Source organism: Stenotrophomonas cyclobalanopsidis, from assembly GCF_008710035.1.
In the GTDB taxonomy this organism is placed as follows: domain Bacteria; phylum Pseudomonadota; class Gammaproteobacteria; order Xanthomonadales; family Xanthomonadaceae; genus Stenotrophomonas; species Stenotrophomonas cyclobalanopsidis.
Map to the genome: position 1 here is coordinate 196,441 of NZ_VYKI01000004.1, position 23,974 is coordinate 220,414.

The 23,974-nt window shown below is 66.6% G+C and carries 23 protein-coding genes and 1 tRNA gene; 11 read left to right on the plus strand and 13 right to left on the minus strand.

Translation table 11 applies throughout. The annotated features are described in order from the left end of the window. Positions 1–124 precede the first annotated feature (124 nt). The 3 genes from FJU31_RS05375 (at position 125) to FJU31_RS05385 (ending at position 5,071) form a co-directional block, all read left to right on the plus strand. The gene (locus FJU31_RS05375; protein WP_150453818.1) at positions 125–3,100 is read left to right on the plus strand and encodes a TonB-dependent receptor domain-containing protein; all 2,976 of its coding nucleotides are present in this window, start codon (positions 125–127) and stop codon (positions 3,098–3,100) included. A 65-nt stretch (positions 3,101–3,165) separates the two neighbouring features. Next, positions 3,166–4,521: a Gfo/Idh/MocA family protein gene (locus tag FJU31_RS05380; RefSeq protein ID WP_150453819.1), complete on the plus strand. Its 1,356-nt coding sequence runs from the start codon at positions 3,166–3,168 to the stop codon at positions 4,519–4,521. Positions 4,522–4,747: 226 nt separating this feature from the next. Next, positions 4,748–5,071 carry a DKNYY domain-containing protein gene (locus FJU31_RS05385; RefSeq protein WP_188115455.1) on the plus strand — a complete coding sequence of 108 codons (324 nt, stop codon included), beginning with the start codon at positions 4,748–4,750 and terminating at the stop codon, positions 5,069–5,071. 12 nt (positions 5,072–5,083) lie between these two features. On the opposite strand, the gene FJU31_RS05390 is transcribed toward FJU31_RS05385, so the two are convergent. The 4 genes from FJU31_RS05390 to FJU31_RS05405 form a co-directional block, all read right to left on the minus strand. Then, positions 5,084–5,497 (minus strand): PIN-like domain-containing protein, encoded by a 414-nt coding sequence (locus FJU31_RS05390; RefSeq protein ID WP_150453821.1) that lies wholly within the window; start codon positions 5,495–5,497, stop codon positions 5,084–5,086. Further along, a complete protein-coding gene (locus FJU31_RS05395) occupies positions 5,494–6,198 on the minus strand; it encodes a DUF433 domain-containing protein (RefSeq protein WP_150453822.1) in 705 nt (234 codons plus the stop codon). Before FJU31_RS05395 ends, FJU31_RS05390 begins: the two co-directional genes overlap by 4 nt. A 137-nt stretch (positions 6,199–6,335) precedes the next feature. Next, positions 6,336–6,412: transfer RNA gene (locus FJU31_RS05400), tRNA-Arg, on the minus strand. 129 nt (positions 6,413–6,541) lie between these two features. Next, on the minus strand, positions 6,542–7,708 hold the full coding sequence (locus tag FJU31_RS05405) for a nucleotide sugar dehydrogenase (protein WP_150453823.1): 1,167 nt from the start codon (positions 7,706–7,708) through the stop codon (positions 6,542–6,544). Between the two features lie 143 nt (positions 7,709–7,851). Between FJU31_RS05405 and ubiA the strand changes: the two genes are divergently transcribed. Continuing rightward, positions 7,852–8,745, plus strand: a complete 894-nt coding sequence (gene ubiA, locus FJU31_RS05410; protein WP_150453824.1) for a 4-hydroxybenzoate octaprenyltransferase — start codon at positions 7,852–7,854, stop codon at positions 8,743–8,745. A 189-nt stretch (positions 8,746–8,934) separates the two neighbouring features. Next, on the plus strand, positions 8,935–10,359 hold the full coding sequence (locus FJU31_RS05415; protein ID WP_188115456.1) for a short-chain fatty acid transporter: 1,425 nt from the start codon (positions 8,935–8,937) through the stop codon (positions 10,357–10,359). A 106-nt stretch (positions 10,360–10,465) separates the two neighbouring features. Here the strand turns inward: FJU31_RS05415 and FJU31_RS05420 are convergent, their stop codons facing one another. After that, on the minus strand, positions 10,466–12,127 hold the full coding sequence (locus FJU31_RS05420) for an AMP-binding protein (protein ID WP_150453826.1): 1,662 nt from the start codon (positions 12,125–12,127) through the stop codon (positions 10,466–10,468). Between the two features lie 306 nt (positions 12,128–12,433). On the opposite strand from FJU31_RS05420, the gene FJU31_RS19275 reads away from it, so the two are divergent. Next, a complete protein-coding gene (locus FJU31_RS19275; RefSeq protein ID WP_188115457.1) occupies positions 12,434–12,601 on the plus strand; it encodes a hypothetical protein in 168 nt (55 codons plus the stop codon). A gap of 57 nt (positions 12,602–12,658) precedes the next feature. On the opposite strand, the gene FJU31_RS05425 is transcribed toward FJU31_RS19275, so the two are convergent. Then, positions 12,659–13,282 (minus strand): YiiX/YebB-like N1pC/P60 family cysteine hydrolase, encoded by a 624-nt coding sequence (locus FJU31_RS05425; RefSeq protein WP_150453827.1) that lies wholly within the window; start codon positions 13,280–13,282, stop codon positions 12,659–12,661. A gap of 156 nt (positions 13,283–13,438) precedes the next feature. Between FJU31_RS05425 and FJU31_RS05430 the strand changes: the two genes are divergently transcribed. Further along, the gene (locus FJU31_RS05430) at positions 13,439–13,966 is read left to right on the plus strand and encodes a hypothetical protein (protein WP_150453828.1); all 528 of its coding nucleotides are present in this window, start codon (positions 13,439–13,441) and stop codon (positions 13,964–13,966) included. Positions 13,967–14,043: 77 nt separating this feature from the next. Next, entirely contained in the window at positions 14,044–14,292 is a 249-nt protein-coding gene (locus FJU31_RS05435) for a hypothetical protein (RefSeq protein ID WP_150453829.1), read from the plus strand. An 82-nt stretch (positions 14,293–14,374) separates the two neighbouring features. Here FJU31_RS05435 and FJU31_RS05440 read toward each other — a convergent pair whose 3' ends face one another. The 3 genes from FJU31_RS05440 to FJU31_RS05450 all read right to left on the minus strand — a co-directional run bounded on the left by FJU31_RS05440 (position 14,375) and on the right by FJU31_RS05450 (position 17,080). Next, positions 14,375–15,043, minus strand: a complete 669-nt coding sequence (locus FJU31_RS05440) for a VOC family protein (RefSeq protein ID WP_150453830.1) — start codon at positions 15,041–15,043, stop codon at positions 14,375–14,377. A gap of 122 nt (positions 15,044–15,165) precedes the next feature. Further along, positions 15,166–16,242 carry an alpha/beta hydrolase family protein gene (locus FJU31_RS05445; RefSeq protein WP_150453831.1) on the minus strand — a complete coding sequence of 359 codons (1,077 nt, stop codon included), beginning with the start codon at positions 16,240–16,242 and terminating at the stop codon, positions 15,166–15,168. A gap of 13 nt (positions 16,243–16,255) precedes the next feature. Beyond that, positions 16,256–17,080: an AraC family transcriptional regulator gene (locus FJU31_RS05450; protein WP_150453832.1), complete on the minus strand. Its 825-nt coding sequence runs from the start codon at positions 17,078–17,080 to the stop codon at positions 16,256–16,258. Between the two features lie 181 nt (positions 17,081–17,261). Between FJU31_RS05450 and FJU31_RS05455 the strand changes: the two genes are divergently transcribed. Both FJU31_RS05455 and FJU31_RS05460 read left to right on the plus strand, forming a co-directional pair. Beyond that, positions 17,262–17,624 (plus strand): hypothetical protein, encoded by a 363-nt coding sequence (locus FJU31_RS05455; protein ID WP_150453833.1) that lies wholly within the window; start codon positions 17,262–17,264, stop codon positions 17,622–17,624. 38 nt (positions 17,625–17,662) lie between these two features. Beyond that, complete coding sequence (locus tag FJU31_RS05460; RefSeq protein ID WP_150453834.1) at positions 17,663–18,883, plus strand: aminotransferase class V-fold PLP-dependent enzyme; 1,221 nt, start codon at positions 17,663–17,665, stop codon at positions 18,881–18,883. Between the two features lie 127 nt (positions 18,884–19,010). On the opposite strand, the gene FJU31_RS05465 is transcribed toward FJU31_RS05460, so the two are convergent. From FJU31_RS05465 to FJU31_RS05480, 4 genes are read right to left on the minus strand one after another with little or no spacing between them, the layout of a single operon-like run. Then, the gene (locus FJU31_RS05465) at positions 19,011–20,525 is read right to left on the minus strand and encodes an aminotransferase-like domain-containing protein (protein WP_150453835.1); all 1,515 of its coding nucleotides are present in this window, start codon (positions 20,523–20,525) and stop codon (positions 19,011–19,013) included. A gap of 9 nt (positions 20,526–20,534) precedes the next feature. Next, positions 20,535–21,134: a DUF6436 domain-containing protein gene (locus tag FJU31_RS05470; protein ID WP_150453836.1), complete on the minus strand. Its 600-nt coding sequence runs from the start codon at positions 21,132–21,134 to the stop codon at positions 20,535–20,537. Beyond that, on the minus strand, positions 21,134–21,412 hold the full coding sequence (locus FJU31_RS05475) for a hypothetical protein (RefSeq protein WP_246161218.1): 279 nt from the start codon (positions 21,410–21,412) through the stop codon (positions 21,134–21,136). Before FJU31_RS05475 ends, FJU31_RS05470 begins: the two co-directional genes overlap by 1 nt. A 54-nt stretch (positions 21,413–21,466) precedes the next feature. After that, complete coding sequence (locus FJU31_RS05480; protein ID WP_150453837.1) at positions 21,467–22,882, minus strand: aminotransferase-like domain-containing protein; 1,416 nt, start codon at positions 22,880–22,882, stop codon at positions 21,467–21,469. A gap of 183 nt (positions 22,883–23,065) precedes the next feature. Here FJU31_RS05480 and cyoA point away from each other — a divergent pair, with 183 nt between their 5' ends. Continuing rightward, entirely contained in the window at positions 23,066–23,971 is a 906-nt protein-coding gene (cyoA, locus tag FJU31_RS05485) for a ubiquinol oxidase subunit II (protein WP_150453838.1), read from the plus strand. Positions 23,972–23,974: the final 3 nt, after the last annotated feature.

Genomic DNA, 23,974 nt, shown 5'->3' on the forward strand with positions numbered 1-23,974 from the left:
GTAACACCGCTCCTCCCCCGCCCATTCCGACTACGGCTTTCGAGCCGTGGCCCGGGAGCGTTTTGCCCGCCAATCGCTTTCGCGCCGCCCACCCGCGCCGCACACCTGCCAGGAGAGAACCCCGATGTTGCCCGCACGCCACCCCCGTCCGCCCTGTCGCTCGATCGCTCCGCTGTCGCTGGCCATCGCCGGCGTGTTGTTGTCGATCGCCCTGCCTGCTGCCGCCCAGGACAGCAAGGACAACGCCACCGACCTGGCCCGCATCGAGGTCACCGGTTCCAACATCCGCCGTACCGACGTTGAAACCGCATCGCCGGTGCAGGTGATCAGCAAGCAGGACATCCAGAACATGGGTGCGCGCACGCTGCTGCAGGTGCTGGACAACCTGCCGGCCGCGCGGCCCGCGCAGCAGGATTCGCGCTCGCTGTTCACCGGTTCGGACGGCGCCTCGCAGGCCAACCTGCGTGGGCTAGGCGCGCAGGGCACGCTGGTGCTGTTGAACGGCCGCCGCCTCTCGTACTACGGCGCACCGGCGGGCTTCCAGACCCAGTTCGTCAACATCGATGCAATCCCGGCCGCGGCCATCGAACGCATGGAAGTGCTGACCGACGGCGCCTCGGCGGTGTACGGCACCGATGCAGTGGCCGGCGTCATCAACGTGATCACCAAGCGCAATTTCCAGGGCGCGGAGATCAACTTCACCAACGACACCTCCTCGCGCATCGATTCCTACGGCGAGCGCCAGGCCAGCATCACCGCCGGCTTCGGTGACCTGACCGAGAACCGCTTCAACGTCTATGGCGCGGTGAACATGTACCGCCGCGACGCGATTCCGCTCAGCGATTTCTACGACAAGCGGCCCAGCCAGTACTACGTCAACAACCCCAATTACCTCAGCGGCCTGCGCCTGGGCGTGGGCAGCAAGCCGGGCCAGTTCAATCCGGGCACCTACTTCGCCTTCGATCCGGTCACCGGCCGCCGCGTGCAGGAAGCCGCACCGGGCTGCCAGAACGTGCTGCAGGGCCAGGCCGCCGGCCCCAGCTGCGTCTGGGAAACGTGGATGAACAACGAGATCGACGCCGGCGCCAAGTCCGAGCGCAACACCGCCTACCTCAACGGCACCTTCCTGGTGGGCGACAACACCGAGATCTTCGCCGAGGCCACCTACACCGACATCGACCTGCGCGCCAACGGCGGCACGCCGCGCACCTACGGCACCACCACCGGCAACCCCAGCAGCTGGTTCTCGCGCGATACCGGCACCTCGGTCAACCAGTTCCTGTACCCGTACCTGGGCCCGAACAACGAGTACAACCACGCCAGTCCTGAATTGAAGGCGCTGATGGGCGGCGTGGTGGGCCTGCAGTACCTGCTGCAGGATGCCGGGCCGAACTACTTCGGCCAGCGCAACACCGACAAGAGCTACCGCGTGGTGACCGGCGCGCGCGGCAACGTGGGTGACTGGAACTGGGAAACCGCCTTCGCCACCGCAGGTTCGCACTCCACCACCTACCAGACCATCAACGTCAACCTGAAGGGCTTCGAGAAGGCCTTTGGCCCGTACTCGATCGACCCGGGTACCGGCCGGGTCATCATCTCCGACCACCCGGCGTACAAATTCGGCGAGATCAGCGAGGCCAACGCCGCGCTGATCCGCGAAGCCTTCCCGACCTTCGACATCCAGTCCTGGACGCGCCTGCACACCCTCGACGGCAAGATCGAAGGCCCGCTGTTCCAGCTGCCTGCCGGCGAGATGCGCGCGGCCTTCGGCTTCAATGCCAGCCGCGAAACCTTCTACACCCCGGGCAATCCCGATGCCGCCGCCGGCCTGATCACCCAGCAGGGTGGTTCGTGGTTCGACGGTGCGCGCAACACCTATGCGCTGTTCGCCGAAACGGTGGCACCCATCACCGACAAGCTGGAGCTGGACGCCGCGCTGCGCGTGGACAAGTACCCGAACTTCAGCGCCAATGTCGCGCCGAAGATCGGCTTCAAGTACCAGGCCTTCGACCAGCTGATGCTGCGCGGCACCTATTCCACCGGCTTCCGTGCGCCCAGCCTGGCCGAGTCGGGCAGTGGTGGTGTATTCGCCCAGCTGGGCGGCTACCGCGACGAGGTGCGCTGCGCCGAGACCAACGCCATCGCCGATCTGCTGCGGCAGTCGCAGCGTGCCGGTGACGTGGACCTGGGCAAGAGCCTGGCCAACGTCGACTGCAGCCGCACCGTCGCCCGCATGACCCAGCCCAACCAGGACCTGAAGCCGGAGAAGGCCAAGATCGCCACCCTGGGCTTCGTCTACGAGCCGGCCAGCTGGCTGTCGGTGTCGGCCGATTACTGGTTCATCTACCGCAACAACGAGATCGTCGCCCCGGATTTCAGCCGCGACACCGACATCATCTCCTCCAGCCGTTCGCCGATCACCGATGCCGACCGCGCCAACCTGGCCCAGCTGGCGGCGATGTGCGCCGACCCGGCCAGCGGCGTGAGCTGCCCTGCCGTGCTGCCCGGCTACAGCGTGGGCAACGTGGCCAGCGTGGTGGGCCAGTACAAGAACCGCGGCAAGACCCTGGTCGATGGCTTCGACGTGGATGCGCGCAGCCGCTTCTCGCTGGGTGAATGGGGTGGGCTGAACGTGGGCCTGGCCGCCACCATCGCCAACCGCAACCGTTACTACATGGATGACGAAAGCGGCTGGTACTACGGCGATGTAGTGGGTTACTACAACAACCCGCGCCTGCGCGCCACGCTCAACGCCGACTGGACCTACAGGCAGGTGACCACCAGCATGTTCGTCAACTATGTGGGCGGCACCAAGTGGGCCCGCGACCGCGTGGACGAAGTGGACAACAACAAGGAGACCTGCACCGCCGGCTTCCTCGCCCTGGAGGCCAGCAAGTGCGATGGCGCACCGTCGTGGTGGACCGCCAACCTGAGCGTGACCTGGCGCCCGGACGACGCCTGGAACCTCAGCTTCACGGTCAAGAACCTGTTCGATCGCCTGCCGTTCTACGATCCGAACAGCTTCCTGGGCGATTCCAGCGATTACGCCACCATTTTCGGCCGCGGCTACAGTGTGACCGTCGGCTACCGGTTCAAGTAATTCCGTTCGCGTGACCCTGGTGCGCCGGTCGTGGCCGGCGCACCATCAAGAGGAGAGTGTTTGCCATGAAGCGTAGGGAGTTCATCGCGGCCAGTGCCGCCGTCGCCGCCAGCAGTCTGCTGCCGCAGACCCCCGCCTGGGCGGCAGGGCGCAAGGTACGCCTGGCCCTCATCGGTACCGGCATGCGCGGCCTGGTGCTGCTGAAGGAGCTGGTGCGCCGGGACGATGTGGAGGTGGTCGCGCTGTGCGACATCGAGCCGATCATGCTGGGCCGCGCCGTGGACATGGTGGCCAAGGCCGGCAAGGCCGCCCCGAAGACCTACGGCCAGGACCGCGACACCCACGCGTGGAAGCGCCTGCTGGAACAGAAGGGCATCGATGGCGTGGTCATCGCCACGCCGTGGGAATACCACGCACCGATGGCGATTGCCGCAATGCAGGCCGGCGTGGCCGTCGGCTGCGAAGTGGTGGCCGGCATCACCCTGCAGGACCACTGGGATGTGCTGAAGACCCAGCTGAACACGGGTACGCCGTACATGCTGCTGGAGAACGTCTGCTACCGCCGCGACGTGATGGCCGCGCTGCAGATGGTGCGGCAGGGCCTGTTCGGCGAGCTGGTGCACCTGCAGGCGGGCTATCAGCATGACCTGCGCGGGGTGAAGTTCAATTCCGGCGATCCCAACCAGCCCTACGACAGCGGCGTGGAATTCGGCCCCAAGGGCTGGAGCGAAGCGCGCTGGCGCACCGAGCACTCGGTGCAGCGCAACGGTGAGCTGTACCCCAGCCACGGCATCGGCCCGTGCGCGATGTACACCGGCATCAACCGCGGCAACCGCTTCACCCACATCAACGCGTTCGCCAGCAAGGCGCGTGGCCTGCACGAGTACACCGTGGCCAAGAGTGGTGGCACCACCCACCCCAGCACCAGGGTGAAGTTCAAGCTGGGCGACATCGTCACCACCACCCTGGCCTGCGAAAATGGCGAGACCATCATCCTGCAGCACGACACCTCGCTGCCGCGCCCGTACTCGATGGGCTTCCGCGTGCAGGGCACCAAGGGCCTGTGGATGGACGTGAACCAGTCGATCCACATTGAAGGCCGCAGCCCGCCGCACCAGTGGGAAGCGTTCAAGGCCTACCAGGACCAGTACGAACACCCGCTGTGGAAGCAGAATGCCGACACCGCCGCCAGCGCCGGCCATGGCGGCATGGACTGGTTCGTCATCCACGCCTTCGTCGAAGCACTGAAGGCCAAGGCACCGATGCCGATCGACATCTATGACGCGGTGACCTGGAGCGCGATCACGCCGCTGTCCGAGCAGTCGATCGCCAACAGTTTCCAGACGCTGGAATTCCCGGATTTCACCGCAGGTGCGTGGAAGCAGCGCAAGCCGATCTTCGCGTTCGACGGGAAGTACTGATCTGTGCCCCTCGGTAGCGCCGGGCCATGCCCGGCGTTGCTGTCTGATCTGGCGTAGAGCTGAGCCCACGCTCGACTGCTAGCGCGCACCCCGTAGAGTCGAGCTTGCTCGACTGCTCCTGCAGCCGCCCCACTACACTATGGTTCCCACCACCGGCAGAGTCCCACACCATCTCGGCGGCGGCTATGGGGCTGATGGGCGCGGCGGCTGGTACTGCGGCCGGCGGATGAAGCACTGCCTGCTTGGTGACCTGCCGCAGGGCGTGCCGCAGGAGCCGCTGTACGCCTTCGATGACAGCAACGTCTACTGCGATGGGAAGCCGCTGCCCGGTGTGGATCGCGCGCGCTGGCGGCTGCTGGGCGGGTACTTTTCGGGCGATGGCAGCCGGGTCTACTACCTGGAGCGGAAGCTGCCGCGGGTGGACGCGGCGACGTGGCGCTGGCTGGAGGGGAGTTGGTGGCGCGACCACAGACACCTGTTCACTATGTGCGCTATCGAGACCGACCCAACGCTGCGTGCGCAGCATGGTCTCAGCAATGACGGGAGTTGACGCTCGAGGCGATTACCGCGGCACCTTGATCTGCGTCAGCCGTCCTCCAGACGCTCTGGCATGTGGTACGCGGAACATTGCACCAGGTTGCACGAGTTCGGCCTGCTGCATCATCTTCGGCCACCACTCCAGAAGCCGCCCTGCGCGCTCGTAGTGGTTGAACGTGCTCCACCCCTTCGCCAGAACGAATACGGTCAGGCCGAGTCGTGCAATGGCCTCGCGCTCTGCGGCCCTGCGATGATGATGATCCTGGGTAACGTGTACGCGGATGCCGAGTTGGGCAGCCGCATCGAAGAGCTCCACGTCAGTAGTGCCGGGCTCCACGAACTCCCTTACGTGGAAGACTCTGTGTTCGTCTGTTGTTGCAATGGCGTCGATGGCCCGGGCCAGCGCGGGCGGAAGATTCTCATCGATCTGCACCTTCACGGTGCGGCTCGATTCTCGAACTGCAGTGCTTTCTTTACTGCAGCCAGAGGCAGTTCGTAGAGCCTGGCGACGCGACGCTCGTCGCCACCTTCGGCGTGCAGCGCCTCGACAATGGCAACGGTTGGAACGCCCGATTCAGAAAGGATGGGCTGACCAAAACTGCGCTGTGGATCAAACACCACCGCACGGGAACCCTTCAGTGGGAACCATCGTTCGGCACGATCATCGATGCCCAGCTCGATGCCATCACGCAGTGAAGGTGCGATGACCTTGCGCATCACGTCTTGGCGCTTCACTACATCCACCAGCGCGGCATCCCCGCTGTCGCTCACGAGTTCCATGAAAATGCGGCGCCCATCGGTCTTGAAGCTGGTGCTGGTGAAGGGGTAATCCTTACCAAGCCGCTCGCTCAACTCGACTATGGTTCGCCGCACCAGGTTGAGTGGCACGCCGCATGCAACAAACGTCCGGACGAAGCGCAGCTCGATCAGATCACGAAAGCCAATGCCGTCGATCTCTGAATCGGCCCATTGCGACTTCCACAGGGGCGGGTGGGCTTCCGCATTCCCGTGCTTCCGGCCCTGGTACCCCTTCAGCCAGCGGCGAAGTTCCGACGAGGTGCCGCCGATGAAGCGCGCGGCGTCGGCGTAGGAATAGAGACCTACGCCGAGGTTGTCCTGAGCTGGCAAGGCGATACCCATGGCGGCGAGTCTACTCAATCCGGATTGATCATGAGTGCAGAGCTGCATTCTGCGCCCTGCGGGAATCATGAACTGAGACCGGAGACATGCGCGGGCGAAGTTACCCGGTGATCGGCAGGCCGAAACCGACAATAAGATGGCGCGCCCGGAGGGATTCGAACCCCCGACCAATGGCTTCGGAAGCCACTACTCTATCCGGCTGAGCTACGAGCGCGTTGTACGGCCACCACCGGTTATCCGGCGGTAGCGGGGGATTCTAGCGGACTCCGCGACAAAAATCTGCCCTGGCCGGTGGCGGCTGGCCCTGCCATGGCAGGCTGCCGTCCGGCCGAAGGCCCTGAAATCAATCGTTTCCGAACAGATCCCGGGTGTAGACCTTGTCTGAAACGTCCGAAATCTCCGGCGACAGCCGGTTGGCCAGGATCACGTCGCACTCGGACTTGAAGCGCTCCAGGTCATTGTTGACCCTGGAGTTGTAGAAGTGCGGAAGCTGAAGGACCGGTTCGTGGACGACCACCTCGATGCCCTTGGCCTTGATGCGCTTCATCACGCCCTGGATGGCCGAGGCGCGGAAGTTGTCCGAGCCGGATTTCATCACCAGGCGATAGATGCCGACCACCTTGGGCGCACGCTTGATCACCTCGTTGGCGATGAAATCCTTGCGGGTGCGGTTGGCTTCCACGATGGCGTGGATCAGGTTCTGCGGCACATCGCTGTAGTTGGCCAGCAACTGCTTCGTGTCCTTCGGCAGGCAGTAACCGCCATAGCCGAACGAAGGGTTGTTGTAATGGCTGCCGATGCGCGGATCCAGGCTCACGCCATCAATGATCTGGCGCGTGTCCAGCCCACGCGAGGCGGCGTAGGTGTCCAGCTCGTTGAAGTAGGCAACGCGCATGGCGAGGTAGGTGTTGGCGAACAGCTTGATCGCCTCGGCCTCGGTGGAATCGGTGAACAGCGTCGGCACGTTCCTGCTCACCGCGCCTTCCTGCAGCAGTGCGGCAAACGTCTCGGCGCGCTCCGAACGTTCGCCCACGATGATGCGGCTGGGGTGCAGGTTGTCGTACAGTGCCTTGCCTTCGCGCAGGAACTCGGGCGAGAAAATGATGTTGCCGGTGCCGAAGCGTTCGCGAAGCTCGTCCGTGCAGCCCACCGGAATGGTGGACTTTATGATCATCACCGCGTCGGGATTGATGGCCACGACATCGCGGACAACCGACTCCACCGACCCGGTATTGAAATAGTTGGTCTGCGGATCGTAATCCGTAGGCGTGGCGATGATCACGAAAGCGGCGCCGGTATAGGCATCCTTCTTATCGAGTGTCGCCCGGAGATTCAGGGACCGCTGCGCAAGATACTCCTCGATCTCACGATCTTCGATCGGCGCCTTGCGCGAATTGAGGAGCTGGACGCGGTCCGCGTCGATGTCGAGCGCGACCACCTCGTGGTTCTGCGCAAACAGAACGGCATTGGAGAGGCCGACATAGCCGGTGCCGACAACGGCAATCTTCATCTGAATTCCTTTTGCAGCCAGCGAAGTCTTGGGGGAGACCGACCCGGCTGGAAGGGCCCGGGCAGGGGCCGCAATGTTACTACACGCACCTGGACTGCCCGGGTTGCAGCGCTGCAGCACCAGCGCAGGAGTATCCTATCGCCATGGCTGACACCCCCCTTTCCGCGCCGCATCCGGCGCCGACGCCGCGCTGGCGTCACTACTGGTCCCTGATGCGCGCCGATCGCCCGATCGGCACCCTGCTGCTGCTGTGGCCCACCTGGTGGGCGCTGTGGCTGGCCAGCGGCGGCCTGCCGCCGCTGTGGACGCTGTTCGTGTTCACCGCCGGCGTCTGGCTCACCCGTTCTGCGGGCTGCGTCATCAACGATTACGCCGACCGCTGGTTGGACCCGCACGTGGAGCGCACCAAGTCGCGCCCGCTGGCGACCGGCGCGATCAGTGGCCGTGCGGCGCTGGCGCTGTTCGCCGCGCTGATGCTGGTGGCCTTCGGCCTGGTGCTGACGCTGAACTGGCTGACCATCGGCCTGAGCTTCATCGGCGTGTTCCTGGCCGCCAGCTACCCCTACCTGAAGCGCCACACCCACCTACCGCAGGTCTATCTGGGCATGTCCTTCGGCTGGGGCATCCCGATGGCCTTCGCCGCCGTGCAGGGCGAGGTGCCGATGCTGGCCTGGCTGCTGTATGCCGGCAACATCCTGTGGTCCACCGCGTACGACACCTGGTACGCCATGGTCGACCGCGAGGACGACCTGAAGATGGGTTCGCACTCCACCGCCATCCTGTTTGGGAAGCTCGACCTGGTCATCCAGGGCGTGCTGTACGCGCTGTTCCTGGCCACGATGGCCCTGGTGGGCGTGCGTGGCGGGCTGGGCGGGTACTACCTGGCCGGCGTGGCCGTGGCCGCGGTGCTGGTGGTGTACGAATTCTGGATCTGCCGCAACCGCGAGCGCGGCCCGTGTTTCAAGGCCTTCCTGCACAACAACTGGGTGGGCGCGGCGCTGTTTGCAGGCATCGCGGTGGACCTGGCGCTGCGCTGAGAAGTGCAGCCGAGCGTGGGCTCGGCTCTACACGGGGGGCAACCCCGGAGCCGGATACACGTAGCACCCGAGCCCATGCTCGGGCGGCGGCGCGCAGCGCCGGGCATCCCGCCACCTACGACCAATAGGTGGCTGACAGCCCGCACCTCACCGCTCAGAATCGGCCCATCGAACCTGGGAGGGTAGGCGATGGCCTCGACGGCAGCAGTACAGGATGGCTGGATGGCGCGCGCAGCGCTGCGCTCGGCCGCCTGGGCGGAAAAGTGGTTCCCCGACGCGTACGTTTTCGCGGTGCTGGGCGTGGTCATCGTCGCGGTGGCTGCGATGGGCTTCGGCTCGACCCCGCAGGCCACGGCCAGCGCCTTTGGCGACGGCTTCTGGAGCCTGATCCCCTTCACCATGCAGATGGCCTTCGTGGTCATCGGCGGCTATGCGCTGGCCACCGCGCCGGTGGTGGCGCGCTTCATCGATTTCCTCGCGCGGGTGCCGCGCACCGGGCGCGGCGCCGTGGTCTACGTCGGCCTGGTCAGCATGCTGGCCTCGCTGCTCAGCTGGGGTTTCTCGCTGGTGTTCGGCGGCCTGCTGGTGCGCGCGCTCGCCCGCCGCACCGAGCTGCGCATGGATTACCGCGCCGCCGGTGCCTCGGCCTACCTGGGCTTGGGTGCGGTGTGGGCGATGGGTCTGAGCTCGTCGGCCGCGCAGCTGCAGGCCAACCCGGCCAGCATGCCGCCCGGCCTGGTGGAAATCACCGGCGTGCTGCCTTTCACCGAGACCATCTTCCTGTGGCAGTCGATCGCGCTGACGGCGGTGCTGATCCTGGTCTCGCTGCTGATCGCCTGGCTGACCGCGCCGGCTGCGGGCAGTGCACGCACCGCCGAGGAGTTTCCCGGTGCCGCACAGGCCGAACCCGAGCCGCTGCAGCAGCGCACACGCCCGGGTGAGTGGCTGGAATACAGCCCGCTGCTGACCGTGCTGCTCTCGCTGCTGGCCTTCGGCTGGCTGTTCAACGAGTTCGCCAACAAGCCGGTGGTCACCGCCATCGCCAACCTCAACACCTACAACTTCCTGTTCATTTCGCTCGGCCTGCTGCTGCACTGGCGCCCGCGCAGCTTCCTCAACGCGGTGGCCAAGGCGGTGCCCAGCACCACCGGCGTGCTCATCCAGTTCCCGCTGTACGGCGGCATCGCGATGATCCTCACCCATGCCGCGGGCGGTGATGGGCAGACCCTGGCGCATCGACTGTCCAGCCTGTTCGTGCACGTGGCCAGCACCGATACCTTCGCCCTGGTGATGGGTGTCTATTCGGCGGTGCTGGGCTTCTTCGTGCCCTCCGGCGGCGGCAAGTGGATCATCGAAGCGCCGTATGTGATGCAGGCGGCCAACGAACTGAAGGCGCACCTGGGCTGGGCGGTACAGGTCTACAACGCGGCCGAGGCGCTGCCGAACCTGATCAACCCGTTCTGGATGCTGCCGCTGCTGGGGGTGCTGGGCCTGAAGGCCCGCGACATCGTGGGCTTCACCTTCATCCAGTTGCTGGTGCATATCCCGCTGGTGCTGGGCCTGCTCTGGCTGCTGGGCATGACCCTGACCTATGTGCCGCCGGTGATGCCGTAGCGTCTGCTGGGTTGTAGAGCCGAGCCCATGCTCGGCTGCTCGCAACAACAACCGAGCACGGGCTCGGCTCTACAAAAAACCAGCCGAGCATGGGCTCGGCTCTACATCAGCCTGCCGCCTGCTTCTCGATCTCCGCCTTGCGCAGCAAAAACCGCTGCACCTTGCCGCTGGGTGTCTTCGGCACCTGCACCACGAACTCCACCTGGCGCGGGTAGGCGTGCGCGGACAGCCGATGGCGCACGTGCTGCTGCAGTTCGTGCGCCAGCGCGTCGCTGCCCTCGAACCCGTCACGCAGGATCACGAACGCTTTGACGATCTCGGTCCGCTCCGGATCGGGCACGCCGATTACCGCGGCTTCGGCCACGGACGGATGCTCCATCAGCGCACTCTCCACGTCGAACGGGCCGATGCGGTAGCCGGAGGAGGTGATGAGGTCATCGGAGCGGCCGATGAAACTGATCGAGCCGTCGTCCTCGCATTCCACCGAGTCGCCGGTGCGGTAGTAGCCATCGGCAATGGCCGGCGTTTCCGCCTGGTAGTAGCCGGTGAACCACATGATCGGTGATTGCTTCAGGTCCACCGCAAGGATGCCGGGCGTGCGCGGTGGCAGCTCGTTGCCCTGGTCGTCCAGCACCGCCACGCAGTAGCCGGGCATCGCAAAGCCCGACGACCCCGGACGCACGCTGTGCGCCAGCGCGTGGTGGTTGTTGACCACCATGCCGGTCTCGGTCTGCCCGTAGTGGTCCAGCACCGTGGTCTGCAGGTGTTCGGCAAACCAGCGGGCGATCTCCGGGTTCAGCGGTTCGCCGGCGCTGCTGACCACGCGCAGCTGGCCCTTGATGCCGGCACTGGCGGCGGGGCCGGCAGCGATGATCTGCCGGTACGCGGTGGGCGAACCGGCCAGGTTGGTCACCCCCAGCTGGCCGATGATCGTGTTCAGGCCGTGCACGCTGAAGCCGGCTTCGCTGAAGGTGGTGGCATGGCCAAGCAGCAGCGGTCCGATCACCGCGTAGTACAGGCCGTAGGCCCAGCCGGGATCGGCGATGTTCCAGAACACGTCGTCGGCGCGCAGGTCCACGGCCAGTTCCATGTAGCTGGCAAAGGCCATCATCGCGCGCAGCGGCACGGGCACGCCCTTGGGGCTGCCGGTGGTGCCGGAGGTCGAGAGCAGGGCCATCAGCGCATCGCCGGGCAGCAGCACGGGCTCCAGCATGGGCGCTGCGGCCGCGGTGGCGGCGCGCCAGTCGATGTCACCGTCCCGGAGTGCCTGGCCGGGTGTCAGCACGGTAGCCACCTGCGGGCAGGCATCCAGTTCGTCCAGCTTGCCGCGGTGCGCACTGTCGGTCACCACCACGCGGGTGTGGCCGGTCTTCAGGCGGCTTTCGATGGCCTTGGGGCCGAACGCGGTGAACAGCGGCTGGTAGACCGCGCCCAGGCGCCAGGTGCCGAGGATGGTGGCCAGCAGGTCGGGCGTGCGCGGCAGCAGGCCGGCCACCACATCGCCGGGGCCGACCCCGGCGGCACGCAGCACCTGTGCGGCGCGGGCGGCGGCATCGCGCAGGTCATCGAAGCTGTACAGATGCAGCGCACCCCGTGCGTCGATCCAGCGCAGGGCCAGCCGATCACTGCCGCAGTAGCGGTCGCAGCACTCCACGCAGGCATTGAGGCCTTCGTCCAGGCGCCCCTGGAACCGGGCCTGCCACTGCGCGGTATCGAAACGATCGCGGGCTTCATCGTAGGAAGGGCGTGCTGCGGTCTGCGGGGCCATGCGCGTCTCCGGCGGGTGTCCGCCTGACGATAGCGGTGCCGCGTGCGGCTGCAAATGGGACCTTGGGATGAGGCCGTCATGCGCGCGTCACACGGGCCAAGGCCGCTGAATGCGGCTGTTGCCGTGCAGGCATGAGCACATGCATACGCCGCATGAATCCTTCAGGGGCCTGTGCGGCAAGGGCCGCGCGGTGTTTTTTCGGGCGCGTGCACGCCAGCCTAGCTGGGTTGCAACGCATGGTTAACCTTCGGCTGCAGACGATGGCCCCGTCCACCGCATTCCGCGCGTGGCTTCGGAGATACGGACATGGCACAGCAGAACCAGCAGAATCAGCAGAACCAGAAGGGTCAGCAGAACCAGCAGGATCAGCAGCAGGGTCGTGACCAGCAGCAGCAACAGCAGCAGGACCAGCAGAAGCAGGACCAGCAGCAGAAGCGCAACCAGCAGCAGGGCGGCAACGACGAAGAAGAATGAGCCCGGCCCCCGCCAGGTCTGAATACTGAAGCCCCGCCCCGTGCGGGGCTTCGTTTTTTAAAGCAGGCCGACCCGTTCCAGCACCGCGCTGGCGGCCATGTCGTTGGGGTTGGTGCCGGGCAGGCTCTGCGGCACGTCCATGCCCATGCCACGGTAAAGGTCCACCCAATGCTGGGCGATCTCTCCGGTCTGCGGGTTGCGGAAATTCATCGGCTGCAGCGCGAACACATGGTGCGCGCGGAAGGCACGCTCGATGAAATCCGAGCAGTAGTAGCTGTCCTCGTTCAACACGTAGGCGGTGTTGTACGGCTTGCCCAGCATCGTGCGTGCCTTGGCAACCGCATCGGTGATTGCACCGGCCGGTGCCGCACGCAGCCGGTACACGACGATCTGCCGCTGCTTGCCGCGCGCGTCGCGCTGGAAGTCCAGCAGCGTCTGCTGCCGCGAGCCCTGTTCATCGGCATGCAGCACCTGCCAGCCGTGCGCACCGGCAGCCACCAGGGCCACGTGGTCGAAGCTGGTTGCGCCCTGCGTGGCAGTGGCATCGTCGATGGCCGCACTCAGGCCGCTGTGCCCGGCGGTGACGAACAGCAGGTCGCCCTCGCGCACCTGCACGCCTGCGGCGAGCGCGGTCGAGACAGGGGAGAGCAGCAGGCCGATGACCAGCAGGAAGGTGCGCATGGGAAACCAGGGTCGGGCGGGAGCGCGCTAGTCTACCCCCGCCGCGCGCGGCGGATCCGGGCCACGGATGTGGAAGCGCAGTTAACCCGGCCGTGGCTATGCTTGCCTGCCCCGCGCCAGGCACCGGCGCGACCGACCCGGAATCAGGAGGATCCCTTGAACCAGCTTCAGTACGCCGCCCTGGCACTTGCCCTCGGCCTGGCGCTGTCGGCCTGCACGCCCGCGCCACAGGCAGCACCGGCCGAAGCTGCGGCGCCGGCGCCGGCCCCGACCAGCACGGCTGCCACCGCCAGTGCTCCGGCCGCGCCGGTTGCTGCCTCCGCAGACGCCGGCACGCAATGCCCCCACCCGGTCTTCGAGGATTTCCTCGCGCACTTCGGTCATGAGATCGCCCTGCAGGAAGCGGCCACGGCCGATCCGCTGCTGGACAGCTACATCGATGCCGGTGCCGAGCCCGAACCGGCCACGGTTGAACGCACCGTCGCGCTGGCCGAGGTCGAGTGGCCGGTGATGCCGGACCCGGCCACGCTCAAGAGTCGCGGCCGCGAGATGCAGGTCACCCCCTTGGCCGATGGCCAGATGCGGGTGCAGATGCGTACCCCAGACACCAGCGACCAGCAGACCTATACCTTCGCCCGCAGGCCGTGCTGGCAGCTGGTCAAACGTGAAGACGAATCGATCTGACCCTGCCGTAGCGTCGAGCTTGCTCGACCACAGAAGAATCCAGTCGAGCATGGCTCGACTCTACAGAGGACGTTGTCATGAACACCCGCAGGATGCGATCGATCACCGCAAGCGTGCTGTTGCTCTCCACCGGTACGCTCAGCGCGCAGACGCTGCATGCCGACGACCGCAGCTGGTTTGCCGATGCGGCGGCCGAGCAGGCTGCACGCACCAGGCTATCCGGTACCGTACTGTCATCGGTGGCCAGATTTGTGGCTTCCGCCGGCTGGATCCTGTTGATGGCCAAGGGCGGCGGTGGCGGTAGTGGCGCTTCGGGCAGCTGGTAGGTGTCAACCTTGGTTGACACAGTTCCACCGCGCCGGGACGGCGTCCGCCGGGCATGGCCCGGCGCTACCGTGGACCGCGAATTTACGCGACCACCCGCCAGCCCTGTGCGGCGTCGGCCAGCTCGCCGCTGCCCTGCACATCACCCACGCGCAGCAACAGGCCTTGCGCGTTGGGCAGGTCCTTCTGCTCGGGGAACCAGCGGCGATCCGCGGCCACCACGATCAACAAGCCTTCGTCATCGCCCATCGGCGCGAACTGCGGCGACGGTGGACTGATCGGCTGCAATCCGAAACGCGCGCTGGCCTCCGCACGCACCGCGTCCACGTCCGCACTCGGCAAGCCCACTTCACTCAGGCAGGTCAGCGCACTGCCGTGGAACGCGCCGCTATGCGTGCTGGCCGGCAGGCGCTTGCGGCCGATCAGTTCCAGGATCAATCCATCCGGCCCGGTGAAATACACCGACTGCGACTGCCAGTTGCTCTCCAGCGCGAAGTAGTCGATGCCTTCGGGATTGCGCTGCAGCGGCACGCGCTCGCGCAGCCATGCCATGGCTTCCGCAAAGCGGTTGTCCGGCACGTTGAAGGCCAGGTGCACGCCGCCCAGCGCCCGACCATCGGCAGGTTGCAGCTCGATCGTGCTCCAGCCGATGTGCACGTGGTGGCCGACCACGCGCAACTGCAGCACGTCCTGGAACCAGGCGGCGACGGTACCCACATCGGACACCGGCAGGGTGAGGTGTAGCAGGCGCATGATGCGGTCTCCTTGCGTGCGCGACGCTTTGATTCTACTGCACGGGACTGCTACCGCCCTGGTAGGTGCCAACCTTGGTTGGCACGCTCTCCCGCACGCCGCTCAGTGGAGCAAGCTCGCTTCTACTTCAGCGCTCGGCCGAAGAACGCAGCGGCCTCCGCTTCAACCTCGCGGTGGGTGCGCGCGCGGGGAACCATGCCACTGCACAACGGCCCAATCCTCTGTTCGCCCAGCGGCGTACACGTGGCCAGAAAATCATAGTGACCCACGCCCGCAAGGCGCAGCAGCGTCGCGCCGGGTACCTGCGCCGCCAGTATCTCGCCGTTGGTGGCCGGCGGAGCCACTGCATCGTCATCGCCAAGCACAACGGATACCGGTTGCCGCAGCGCCTGCAGCTGCGCGGGCGGGAACGCCTGCACGATGGCCGGCGCCAGCAGATAGACGGCACGCACGCCGCTGATCGCGCGCGACTGATCAGCCGCCGCCATGTACGGCTGCAGCTGCGGGAATGCAGCTGCTTGCTGCCGCGCCTGCAGCGTATGCGTCGGGGCTTCCTCCTGCGGACGGCACACGCCGTCATCCGGATGGCCATTGCAGAAATCCAACAGACGCTGCAGCTCGGGCCGCGCACCGGCGGCAAGCAGGGCGGTGTAACCCCCGGCCGAGAAGCCGACGACGCCCAGGCGCTGTGCGTCCACATGCTGGCCCAGGCGAGGATCCGCCCGCACCGCTGCCAACGCGGCCTGTAGATCGTCAGCGCGCAACCAGGTCAGCATGCTGCCGGCCAGCGTCAGTTCGTCGGCACCGTTGTTGCCGGGGTGGTCCACCGCAATGACCATATAGCCTGCGCGTGCCAGTGCCGTGCCCAGCCATCCCATCATCCGCGCGCTGCCGCCGTTGCCATGCGAAAGCAGCAGCGTGGGCAGCCGATCACCGGCGATGGGCGCGTCGATGGCCGATCTGCCCACGTCAAACAACGGGGCATCCGGCGCGCCAATGGTCAGCGGTGTCTCGTTGCTGGATGCGGGTGCGGGGTACCACACCGTGAAGCGCAGCGTGTCGCGTTGCTGAGCATCACGCACCCGTGCACTGGGCAGCGCGGTCCTGCCGTGCTGTTCACCCGCCTTCCATTCCTGCGCCAGCGTGGCCGGCGAGAAAACGCTGCACAACAACGCCAACAGCATTCCCCTCATCTGCATTGCCTGTGTCCTTTCAGTGGGATCGTTCGGTGACCGGCAGCCAGATCTCCATGCCGCCATGGCCGCTGTGCTCATCGAAGCGCGCGTCGTAGCGCTCCAGTTCGGAGGCGTTGGCCAGATCCAGCCCGGCCGAGGGCAGGTAGGTGTCCAGCAGCCAGAACCACGTTGAGCGGATGGCTGAGATGTGCCCGCCGTGCCACGCCACCAGGTAGCGCTGCGCCGGCACCCGCACGCGCTGCCAGCCCGCTGGCACGGATGGCAGCGCGCTGGCCGGAAGCGCGGCAATGTAGTCGAAGCCGCCGTCGTCGTGGTTGCAGCACACGCCAAAACTGACCGGCACGGGCGATGGCCACGCACGGTTCAGTCGTGCCCATTGGCTGGGGATGGCCCCGCTGCCCTCGCGCCCATGGCGTTGGCCAATGCCCGCCAGATCCAGCGCAGGCGCGTCCAGCAGGCGTGGTGCTTCGGTGCAGGGGGAGGGCGCATCGTCCAGCCGCAGGGCGTGTACCAGTGGTAGACCGTCCAGGCCGTTGTCGCGCACCCGCTCGGGGGTCTGCCCGAACTGCTCGCAGAACGCGCGGGTGAATGCCGCATGGGTGGAATAGCCGGCTTCCAGGGCGACCGGCAGGATGTCCGTCGCACTGGAGACCAGTTGCTGGGCCGCGGTGGTCAGGCGCCGCCCGCGCAGGTAGCGCACGACCGAGATGCCGGTGCGTGCCTGGAACAGGCGCGACAGATGGAAGGGCGAAACGCCAGCAGCTGCTGCGATATCAGCCAACGCCAGCGGCAACGCGGCGTGCGTCTCGATGTACCATAGTGCCTGGCTTGCCGCGCTCATTGCATCCCCCGGTTGCATGCATGGGAGCGTAGCGGAAGACCGCAGACGGTGTTTAGCAGTTCTTGCGCCTTCTGGGCTTCCCTCCCCTGCCGGTTGAGATGAAAATGAAATTACCTCAAGACGCAAGGATGCACATCGTGAAAAAGATCTCCTCTCTCTGCAGGCGCGTGGGCAGGGCGGCATGACGGGACTTTGGGTTGCCTGCATCGCGCTGTCTGTGCTGCCGCTGATCCTGCTGCCGCTGCTGTGGCGCCGCGCTCGTCGCTGGCAGGGGAACCGCTGGGTATTCAGGGCCCTGTTTGCGCTGCAGCTCGCCCTGTTGTCGCCCACGCTGCTGTTGGCGCAGCATGTGGCCCTGCCGGTGCCCTCCATTGCCGCGCTGACGGTGGTCCTGGTGAATCTTCCAGGGCAGGAGCGTGTATTCATTGACTTGTGGGCCTTCGGCAGCGATTACGCCGCTCTCCTGACGACCCCGTTCCTCCTTGTCCTTGCCATCGCACTGTTCCTGCCGTGGCCAAGACTGCCGAAGCGGCGAGGTACCTGATCGGATTCCTGCGGTGTGCGTCTTCACCGCGCAGGCTCATGCAGCCGCGCTACCCTGCGGCCATGGAAATTCCTGCAACGACCGTGGCGCCGGACGTGCTGGCCCGCGATGAAGGCTACTGGGCCGCCGTGGCCAGCCACTTCGATATCACCGATGAAGTGAACCACCTGGAGAACGGCTACTGGGGCGCGATGGGGCGCGAAACCCTGGCCAGCTACCAGCGGCACAGCGCCGAGGTGAACCGCGGCAACGCCTGGTACGGGCGCCATACGTTCCCCGCCGAGTACACGGCCGTGCACCGCCAGGTGGCCGACATGCTGGGCGTGGGCGCCGACGAGATCGCGCTGACCCGCGGTGCCACCGAGGCGATGCTGGCCCTGATCGGCGGCTACAACCGCCTCGCACCGGGCGACCAGGTGCTGTACGCCGACGTGGACTACGACAGCATGATCGGCGCCATGCGCTGGCTGCAGCAGCGCCGCGGCGTACAGGTGGAGCGCATCGCCCTGCCGGCCGTGCCCGACCGCGCGCAGATACTGCAGGCCTACGATGCCGCCTTCGCGCGGCTGCCGAAGCTGAAGCTGGTGCTGCTGACCCAGGTCAGCCACCGCCATGGCCTGGTGCTGCCGGTGGCCGAGATTGCCGAACGTGCGCGTGCACGCGGTATCGATGTGATCGTGGATGCCGCCCATGGTTTCGGCCAGATCGCCTTCGCCGTGCCGGACCTGAAGGCCGATTTCGTCGGCATCAACCTGCACAAGTGGATCGGCGCGCCGGTGGGCGTGGGCGCGATGTACGTGCGCAAGGGCCGCGTGGCTGACCTCGACCCTTACATGGGCGAGACCGACGATGGCCGTGTCGGCAGCCGCGTGCACACCGGCACGGTGAACTTCGCAGCGTACCTGGCGTTGCCCGAAGCGATTGCCCTGCACCAGCGCATCGGTGCGGCCAACAAGCAGGCGCGCCTGCGCTATCTGCGCGAGCGCTGGACGGTGCCTGCGCGGCAGATGGCGCACCTGGAAGTGCTGGCCTCGCCGGACCCGGCATTGGCCAGCGCACTGGCCAGCTTCCGCCTGCGCGGGCGCACCAGCGGGGCCGACAACATGGCCCTGCAGAAGCGGCTGCTGGATGAGCACCGCGTGTTCACCACGCACCGCGATGGCCTGGAATCGGGCGCCTGCGTGCGGGTTACGCCGTCGGTGTTCACCCGGCCGCAGCAGATGGATGCGCTGGTGGAAGCGCTGGCCGCGTTGGCCTGAGGCGTGTCGCCGGGCATGGCCCGGCGCTACCGTGGGTGCCGACCGTTGGTCGGCACATCCACGCATGGCGTGGATCTACTGGGCGAAATCCGACGACTGGATCCACGCCACGCGTGGTGCTCTCACGCTACCGCTCGATCGCCGGCAACGCGTCCGACAACAGCAACCGGTCGATCCGCCGCAGCGCACTCTCCAGCTGCCGGCGATCCGTCGCCAGCCCCAATGAAAGCCGCACACCCTGCTGATGCACCACGCTCGGCGGGCAAAACGCTGATGACGGTGCAATTGCAAGACCCTGCAGCTGTGCCGTGCGTACGAGTGCGGCATCGGTCCACGGCGATGGCACCCGGCACCACGCGTGCAGCCCCTCAGCACGCACCAGCAACGAAGGCGCCAGCAGATATCGTGCCATCCGCGTGCGCTCGCGCGCTTCGCTGCGTACTTGCGCCAGCAGTGCCTGCGCCGAGCCATCCAGCAGCAGCTGGCTTGCCAGCGCCGACACCAGTGGGTGGCCCATCAACCGCGTTGCCCGCAGCGCGGCCGTCATCGCCTCGGCATGTGCGGCACTCGGGCAGTGCACGAAGGCGGTACGCAGGCCAGGGCTGATCACCTTCGACAGCGTGGCGATGTAGAACACATGGTCCGGGGCCAGCGCTGCCAATGGCGTCGGTGCATCCTCAGCGAGGTGCCAGTACGGGTCATCCTCGAGCGCCAGCAGGTCTTCGCGCTCCAGCACACGGGCCAGCGCCTGGCGCCGCTGCAGCGGGAGGGTCAGCGCGGTCGGGTTCTGGCAGGTAGGGTTGAGATAGACCAGCCGTGAGCCGCTGTCGCGTGCCTGCCGGGCCAGTGCCTCCGGGCACATGCCGTGTTCATCGCTGTCCACCGGCAGCAGACGCCGGCCCAGTGCAGCTGCGGCCTGCAGCAGGCCCGGGTAGACCAGCGTGTCGCACAGGATTGCATCGCCATCGCGGCCTTGGCTGACCAGGATCGCCGCCAACGCCACCTGCGCGCCTTCGGTCAGCACCAGGCAGGCATCGTGCACCGCACCGAGCATGGGCTGCATCCAGCGCACCGCCGCGTGGCGATCGGTCGGATTGCCGCCGCCCAGGTGGTAGGTCATCAGGTTCGGAGCATTGCTGCGCGTAAGCACTGCCGCCGCACCCCGGCGCAGCATCTCGGCCAGCCCATCGGCATCGGGCACTGGTGGCAGGTTCATGCTCAGGTCCACCCTCTGGTCGAAGCCGGCCTTTGGGGGTGCGATGAAACTGCCTTGCGGACCGCGCGCCTCGATCAGGCCGCGCTTGCGTGCTTCATCGAAGGCACGGGTGACTGTAGTCAGGTCGACGCCGAGCTGCTGCGCCAACGCGCGCTGTGAAGGCAGGCGGTGGCCGGGTGCAAGCCCGCCGCGACGCACCGTGCGTTCCAGCGAATTGACGATGCGCAGATAGATCGGCCCGTTATGCGCGAGTACGTCCTGCACCCATGAGCGGGCTGCGACATCGGGTCGCGGCATGTACGGAGCATGTCGGGGCGTATCGTTGCTTCCAACGGCGGGAGCCTGCCCACAACCATCGGTCGGTTGGGACAGGCGACCGCCGTTACTGTTTGTAACGGCCACCCGCGCCGCCATCGGGGAAGTCATTGCGCGTCCTCAGCGCTGGGCCCGCCACGGGCAGTAACAGCCCACGGCAAGCAGTCCTTTCGGGTGCACGGTCTCACCGCGCACCAGTCTGTCCAGCAGCGGTTCGACAAAGCTGTTGGCCGAATTGCAGACCATGCCGATGCTGTACGGCCCGGCATAGGCGAGGTGGCCCTTGCGATCCCAGATGGCTACGGCGGGGCTGGCCGGAATGTGTTCGATGCCGTCGATGGTCGGCAGGTTGATCACCTTGTTGCGCAGCGGCTCGGGCAGTTCGCCCTGAGTACCCGGGCGACGGATCGCATAGAAGTCGATGCCGGCGCGGCGGTACATGCTGATCAGGTAGCTCAGGTGCGCACCGGTCTCGCGGTTGCAGACTGCACACGCCGGGTCCCAGAAGTGCACCACGCGGATGCGGCCGGTATCACCGGCTAGATCGGCCGGCAGGCGCAACTGCGAGTCATCGAACACGATGGCCTGTTCGGTGAATGTGGACTGTGCGCTGTAGCCGAAGTACTGCCACAGCGCAGTCGCCACGCCGGCCATGAACAGGCAGGCGAGGGCGATCATTGTCGGCAGCAGCCAGCGGCGACGCGGCGCGGCTGCGCCCATCAGGAATCTTCCTGGCCGAACTTGTGCACGTACTGCTTGCGCATCTCGCGGCAGGAGTCGGCCTGCGCGCGACGCTGGATCTCGCTACGCGACGGATCCTCGCTGCGTTGCACGCACTGCTCGATGGCATGGCGTTCGGCGGCCTGCACATCCATGGTCTGCGGCTGCAGGCAGACCCAGGCCAGCGCGGCCAGCATCAACAGCACAAAGCCACCGCACCCGGCCATTACCAGGTGGAACTTCAGTTTCCCGGCGCGCATTGATGCACGTCCCTTCATCCATACATTGCATACAAAATATCATCTTGTATGGATTCAAACCATGCGTCCGGTTCAGACGATGGCGTTGTGCCGGGCCTCGGGGGCTTCAGACAGGATCTCGTTCAGCTTGGCCAGCGCCCCGGCCAGCGCGCCCTGGTCGACTGCGCCGCCCAGCGACAGGCGGATCGCGTTGCCCGATGGCGGCTCTTCCACGCTGAAGGCATCCGAGCTGGCGATGCCCAGGCCCTGTTCCTGCGCGGCCTGGATCAGCCGGTACTGGTCCAGCCGTGGCGGCAGCGGCAGCCACACATGCAGGCCAGCCGGATGCGCCTGGGCGCGGGACGGCAGGTACTGCGCGGCAATCGCCTGGCGCTCGCGCAGTTCCTGCTGGAAGCGCTGCACCATGTCCTGGGCCTGGCCGCTGCGGATCCACTGCGACGCCACCGCCACCATCGACTGGGTCGGCATCAGCGCGATTGCGCGCAGCGCATCCAGCACCGGTTCCATCGGCTCGCCGGCCGGCACCACCAGGTAGGCGGTGCGCAGGCCCGGCGCCAGGCACTTGGACAGGGTGGAGATGTAGTAGACCGGGCAGCCGGCGTCGCGGTGGGCGGCCAGCGGTGGCGCGGCGTCACCGGCCAGCAACCAGTAGGGATCGTCTTCGATCACGGTCAGATCGTGCCGCTTCGCCACCGCCAGCAGGGCCTGCCGGCGCTGTGCCGACATCGTCGCCGTGGTCGGATTCTGGATGGTCGGCACCAGGTACAGCAGGCGCGGACGGCGTAGCTGGCAGGCTTCTTCCAAGGCGTCGGGCAGCATGCCTTCGGCGTCCATCGCCACCGGCACCACGCCCCGCTGCAGCACGCGCGCGGCCGCCAGCAGGCCCGGGTAGGTCAGCTGTTCGACGGCGATCAGCTCGCCCGGCTGGGTGCGGGCCAGGATCAGCGCACACAACGCGGTCTGCGCGCCCGGGCAGATCACCACCTGCTCGGCACCGACCGTGCCCAGCATCGGCGCCAGCCAGTGCACGGCCGCCGCCCGGTCCTCGCGGGTGCCGGCGCCGACGTGGTAGCTCATCAGTTCGCCCTGGCCCAGCTGCTGGCCCACGTGCTGGAAGCCGGCCTCCATGCCCTGTGCGAACGGCGCGCTGCCCAGCAGCGGCGGGATGTTCATGCTCAGGTCCACCGAGGTGCTGCGGTTGCCGGCCGACAGCGCGATGAAGGTGCCACCGGCTCCCTGCGCATCCAACAGGCCGGCCTGGCGCAGCTCGGCGAAGGCACGGGTGACCGTGGTCAGGTCCACGCCCACCTGCTGGGCCAGATCACGCTGCGGCGGCAGCCGGTCGCCGGGGCGCAGCACGCCGTCATCCACTGCCTCGCGCACCTGCTGGGCAATCTGCAGGTACAGCGGGCCGGCGCCCTCGCGGAAGGGGCGGACCCAGGTGCGATTGGGGTGTTTCAGGCGGCGGCCGGCGGCAGGTGGCGTCATCGGGCAGTTGTTTCCATACGTGCACATGCACAAGTCCATACAATGATGTATCTTGTATGGGCTTGATTGGGGTGGTTCACCTTCTTGTAGGCGACCTCGTACCCACAGTGTAGCCGCTCCACGCCCGGGCGCTGCGCGCAGGCGAGCCGGTCAAGCGCGCTTCTTCAACAGGGTTGACCTCCAATGAATATCTGCTGGAACCGCATCCGCCTGGCGCTGGTCGCCCTGGCCTCCGTCGGCCTGTCGGGCTGTGACTGGGTGCTGCTGGATTCGAAGGGCATGGTCGGGCTCGCCCAGCGCGACCTGATCCTGATCTGCATCGGCCTGATGTTGATCGTGGTGATACCGGCCATCGTGCTGACCTTCGTGTTCGCCTGGCGCTTCCGCGCCGGCAACACCAAAGCGAAGTACATGCCTGACTGGTCGCACTCCACCAAGGTGGAGATCGTGGTCTGGGGCGTGCCGCTGGTCATCATCGCGGTGCTGGCAATGATCGTGTGGAAGTCGACCCACGAACTGGACCCGTACAAGCCGCTGGATGTGGCCGGCGAACCGCTGCACGTGGACGTGATCGCCACCGACTGGAAGTGGGTGTTCGTGTACCCGGACCTGGGCATCGCCACGGTCAACCAGCTCAACTTCCCGGCCAACCGCCCGCTGGCATTCAACATCACCTCCAACTCGACGATGAATACCTTCTTCATCCCGCAGCTGGGTGGGCAGATCTACGCGATGGCCGGCATGCGCACGCAGCTGCACCTGATCGCCAACGAGCCCGGCCAGTTCCGTGGCATGTCCGGCAACTACAGCGGGCATGGCTTCTCGAACATGAAGTTCATCGCCACCGCCAGCAGCAACGAAGACTTCGAGCGCTGGGTAGCCGAGGTGCGCAGTGCGCCGGATGCACTCAGCTTCGCCCGGTTCAAGGCGCTGGCCGCACCGACAAAGAATGCGCCGGTGCAGCACTTCTCCAGTGTTGAACCGCTGTTGTTCAAGAAGGTCATCGACCAGTTCATCGGCGTCGGTGAGAACACTGCTGCTGCAACCCCGGCGGGTGCTGCCGGCGGTGCCCAGGTTTCCCAGGAGTAATGA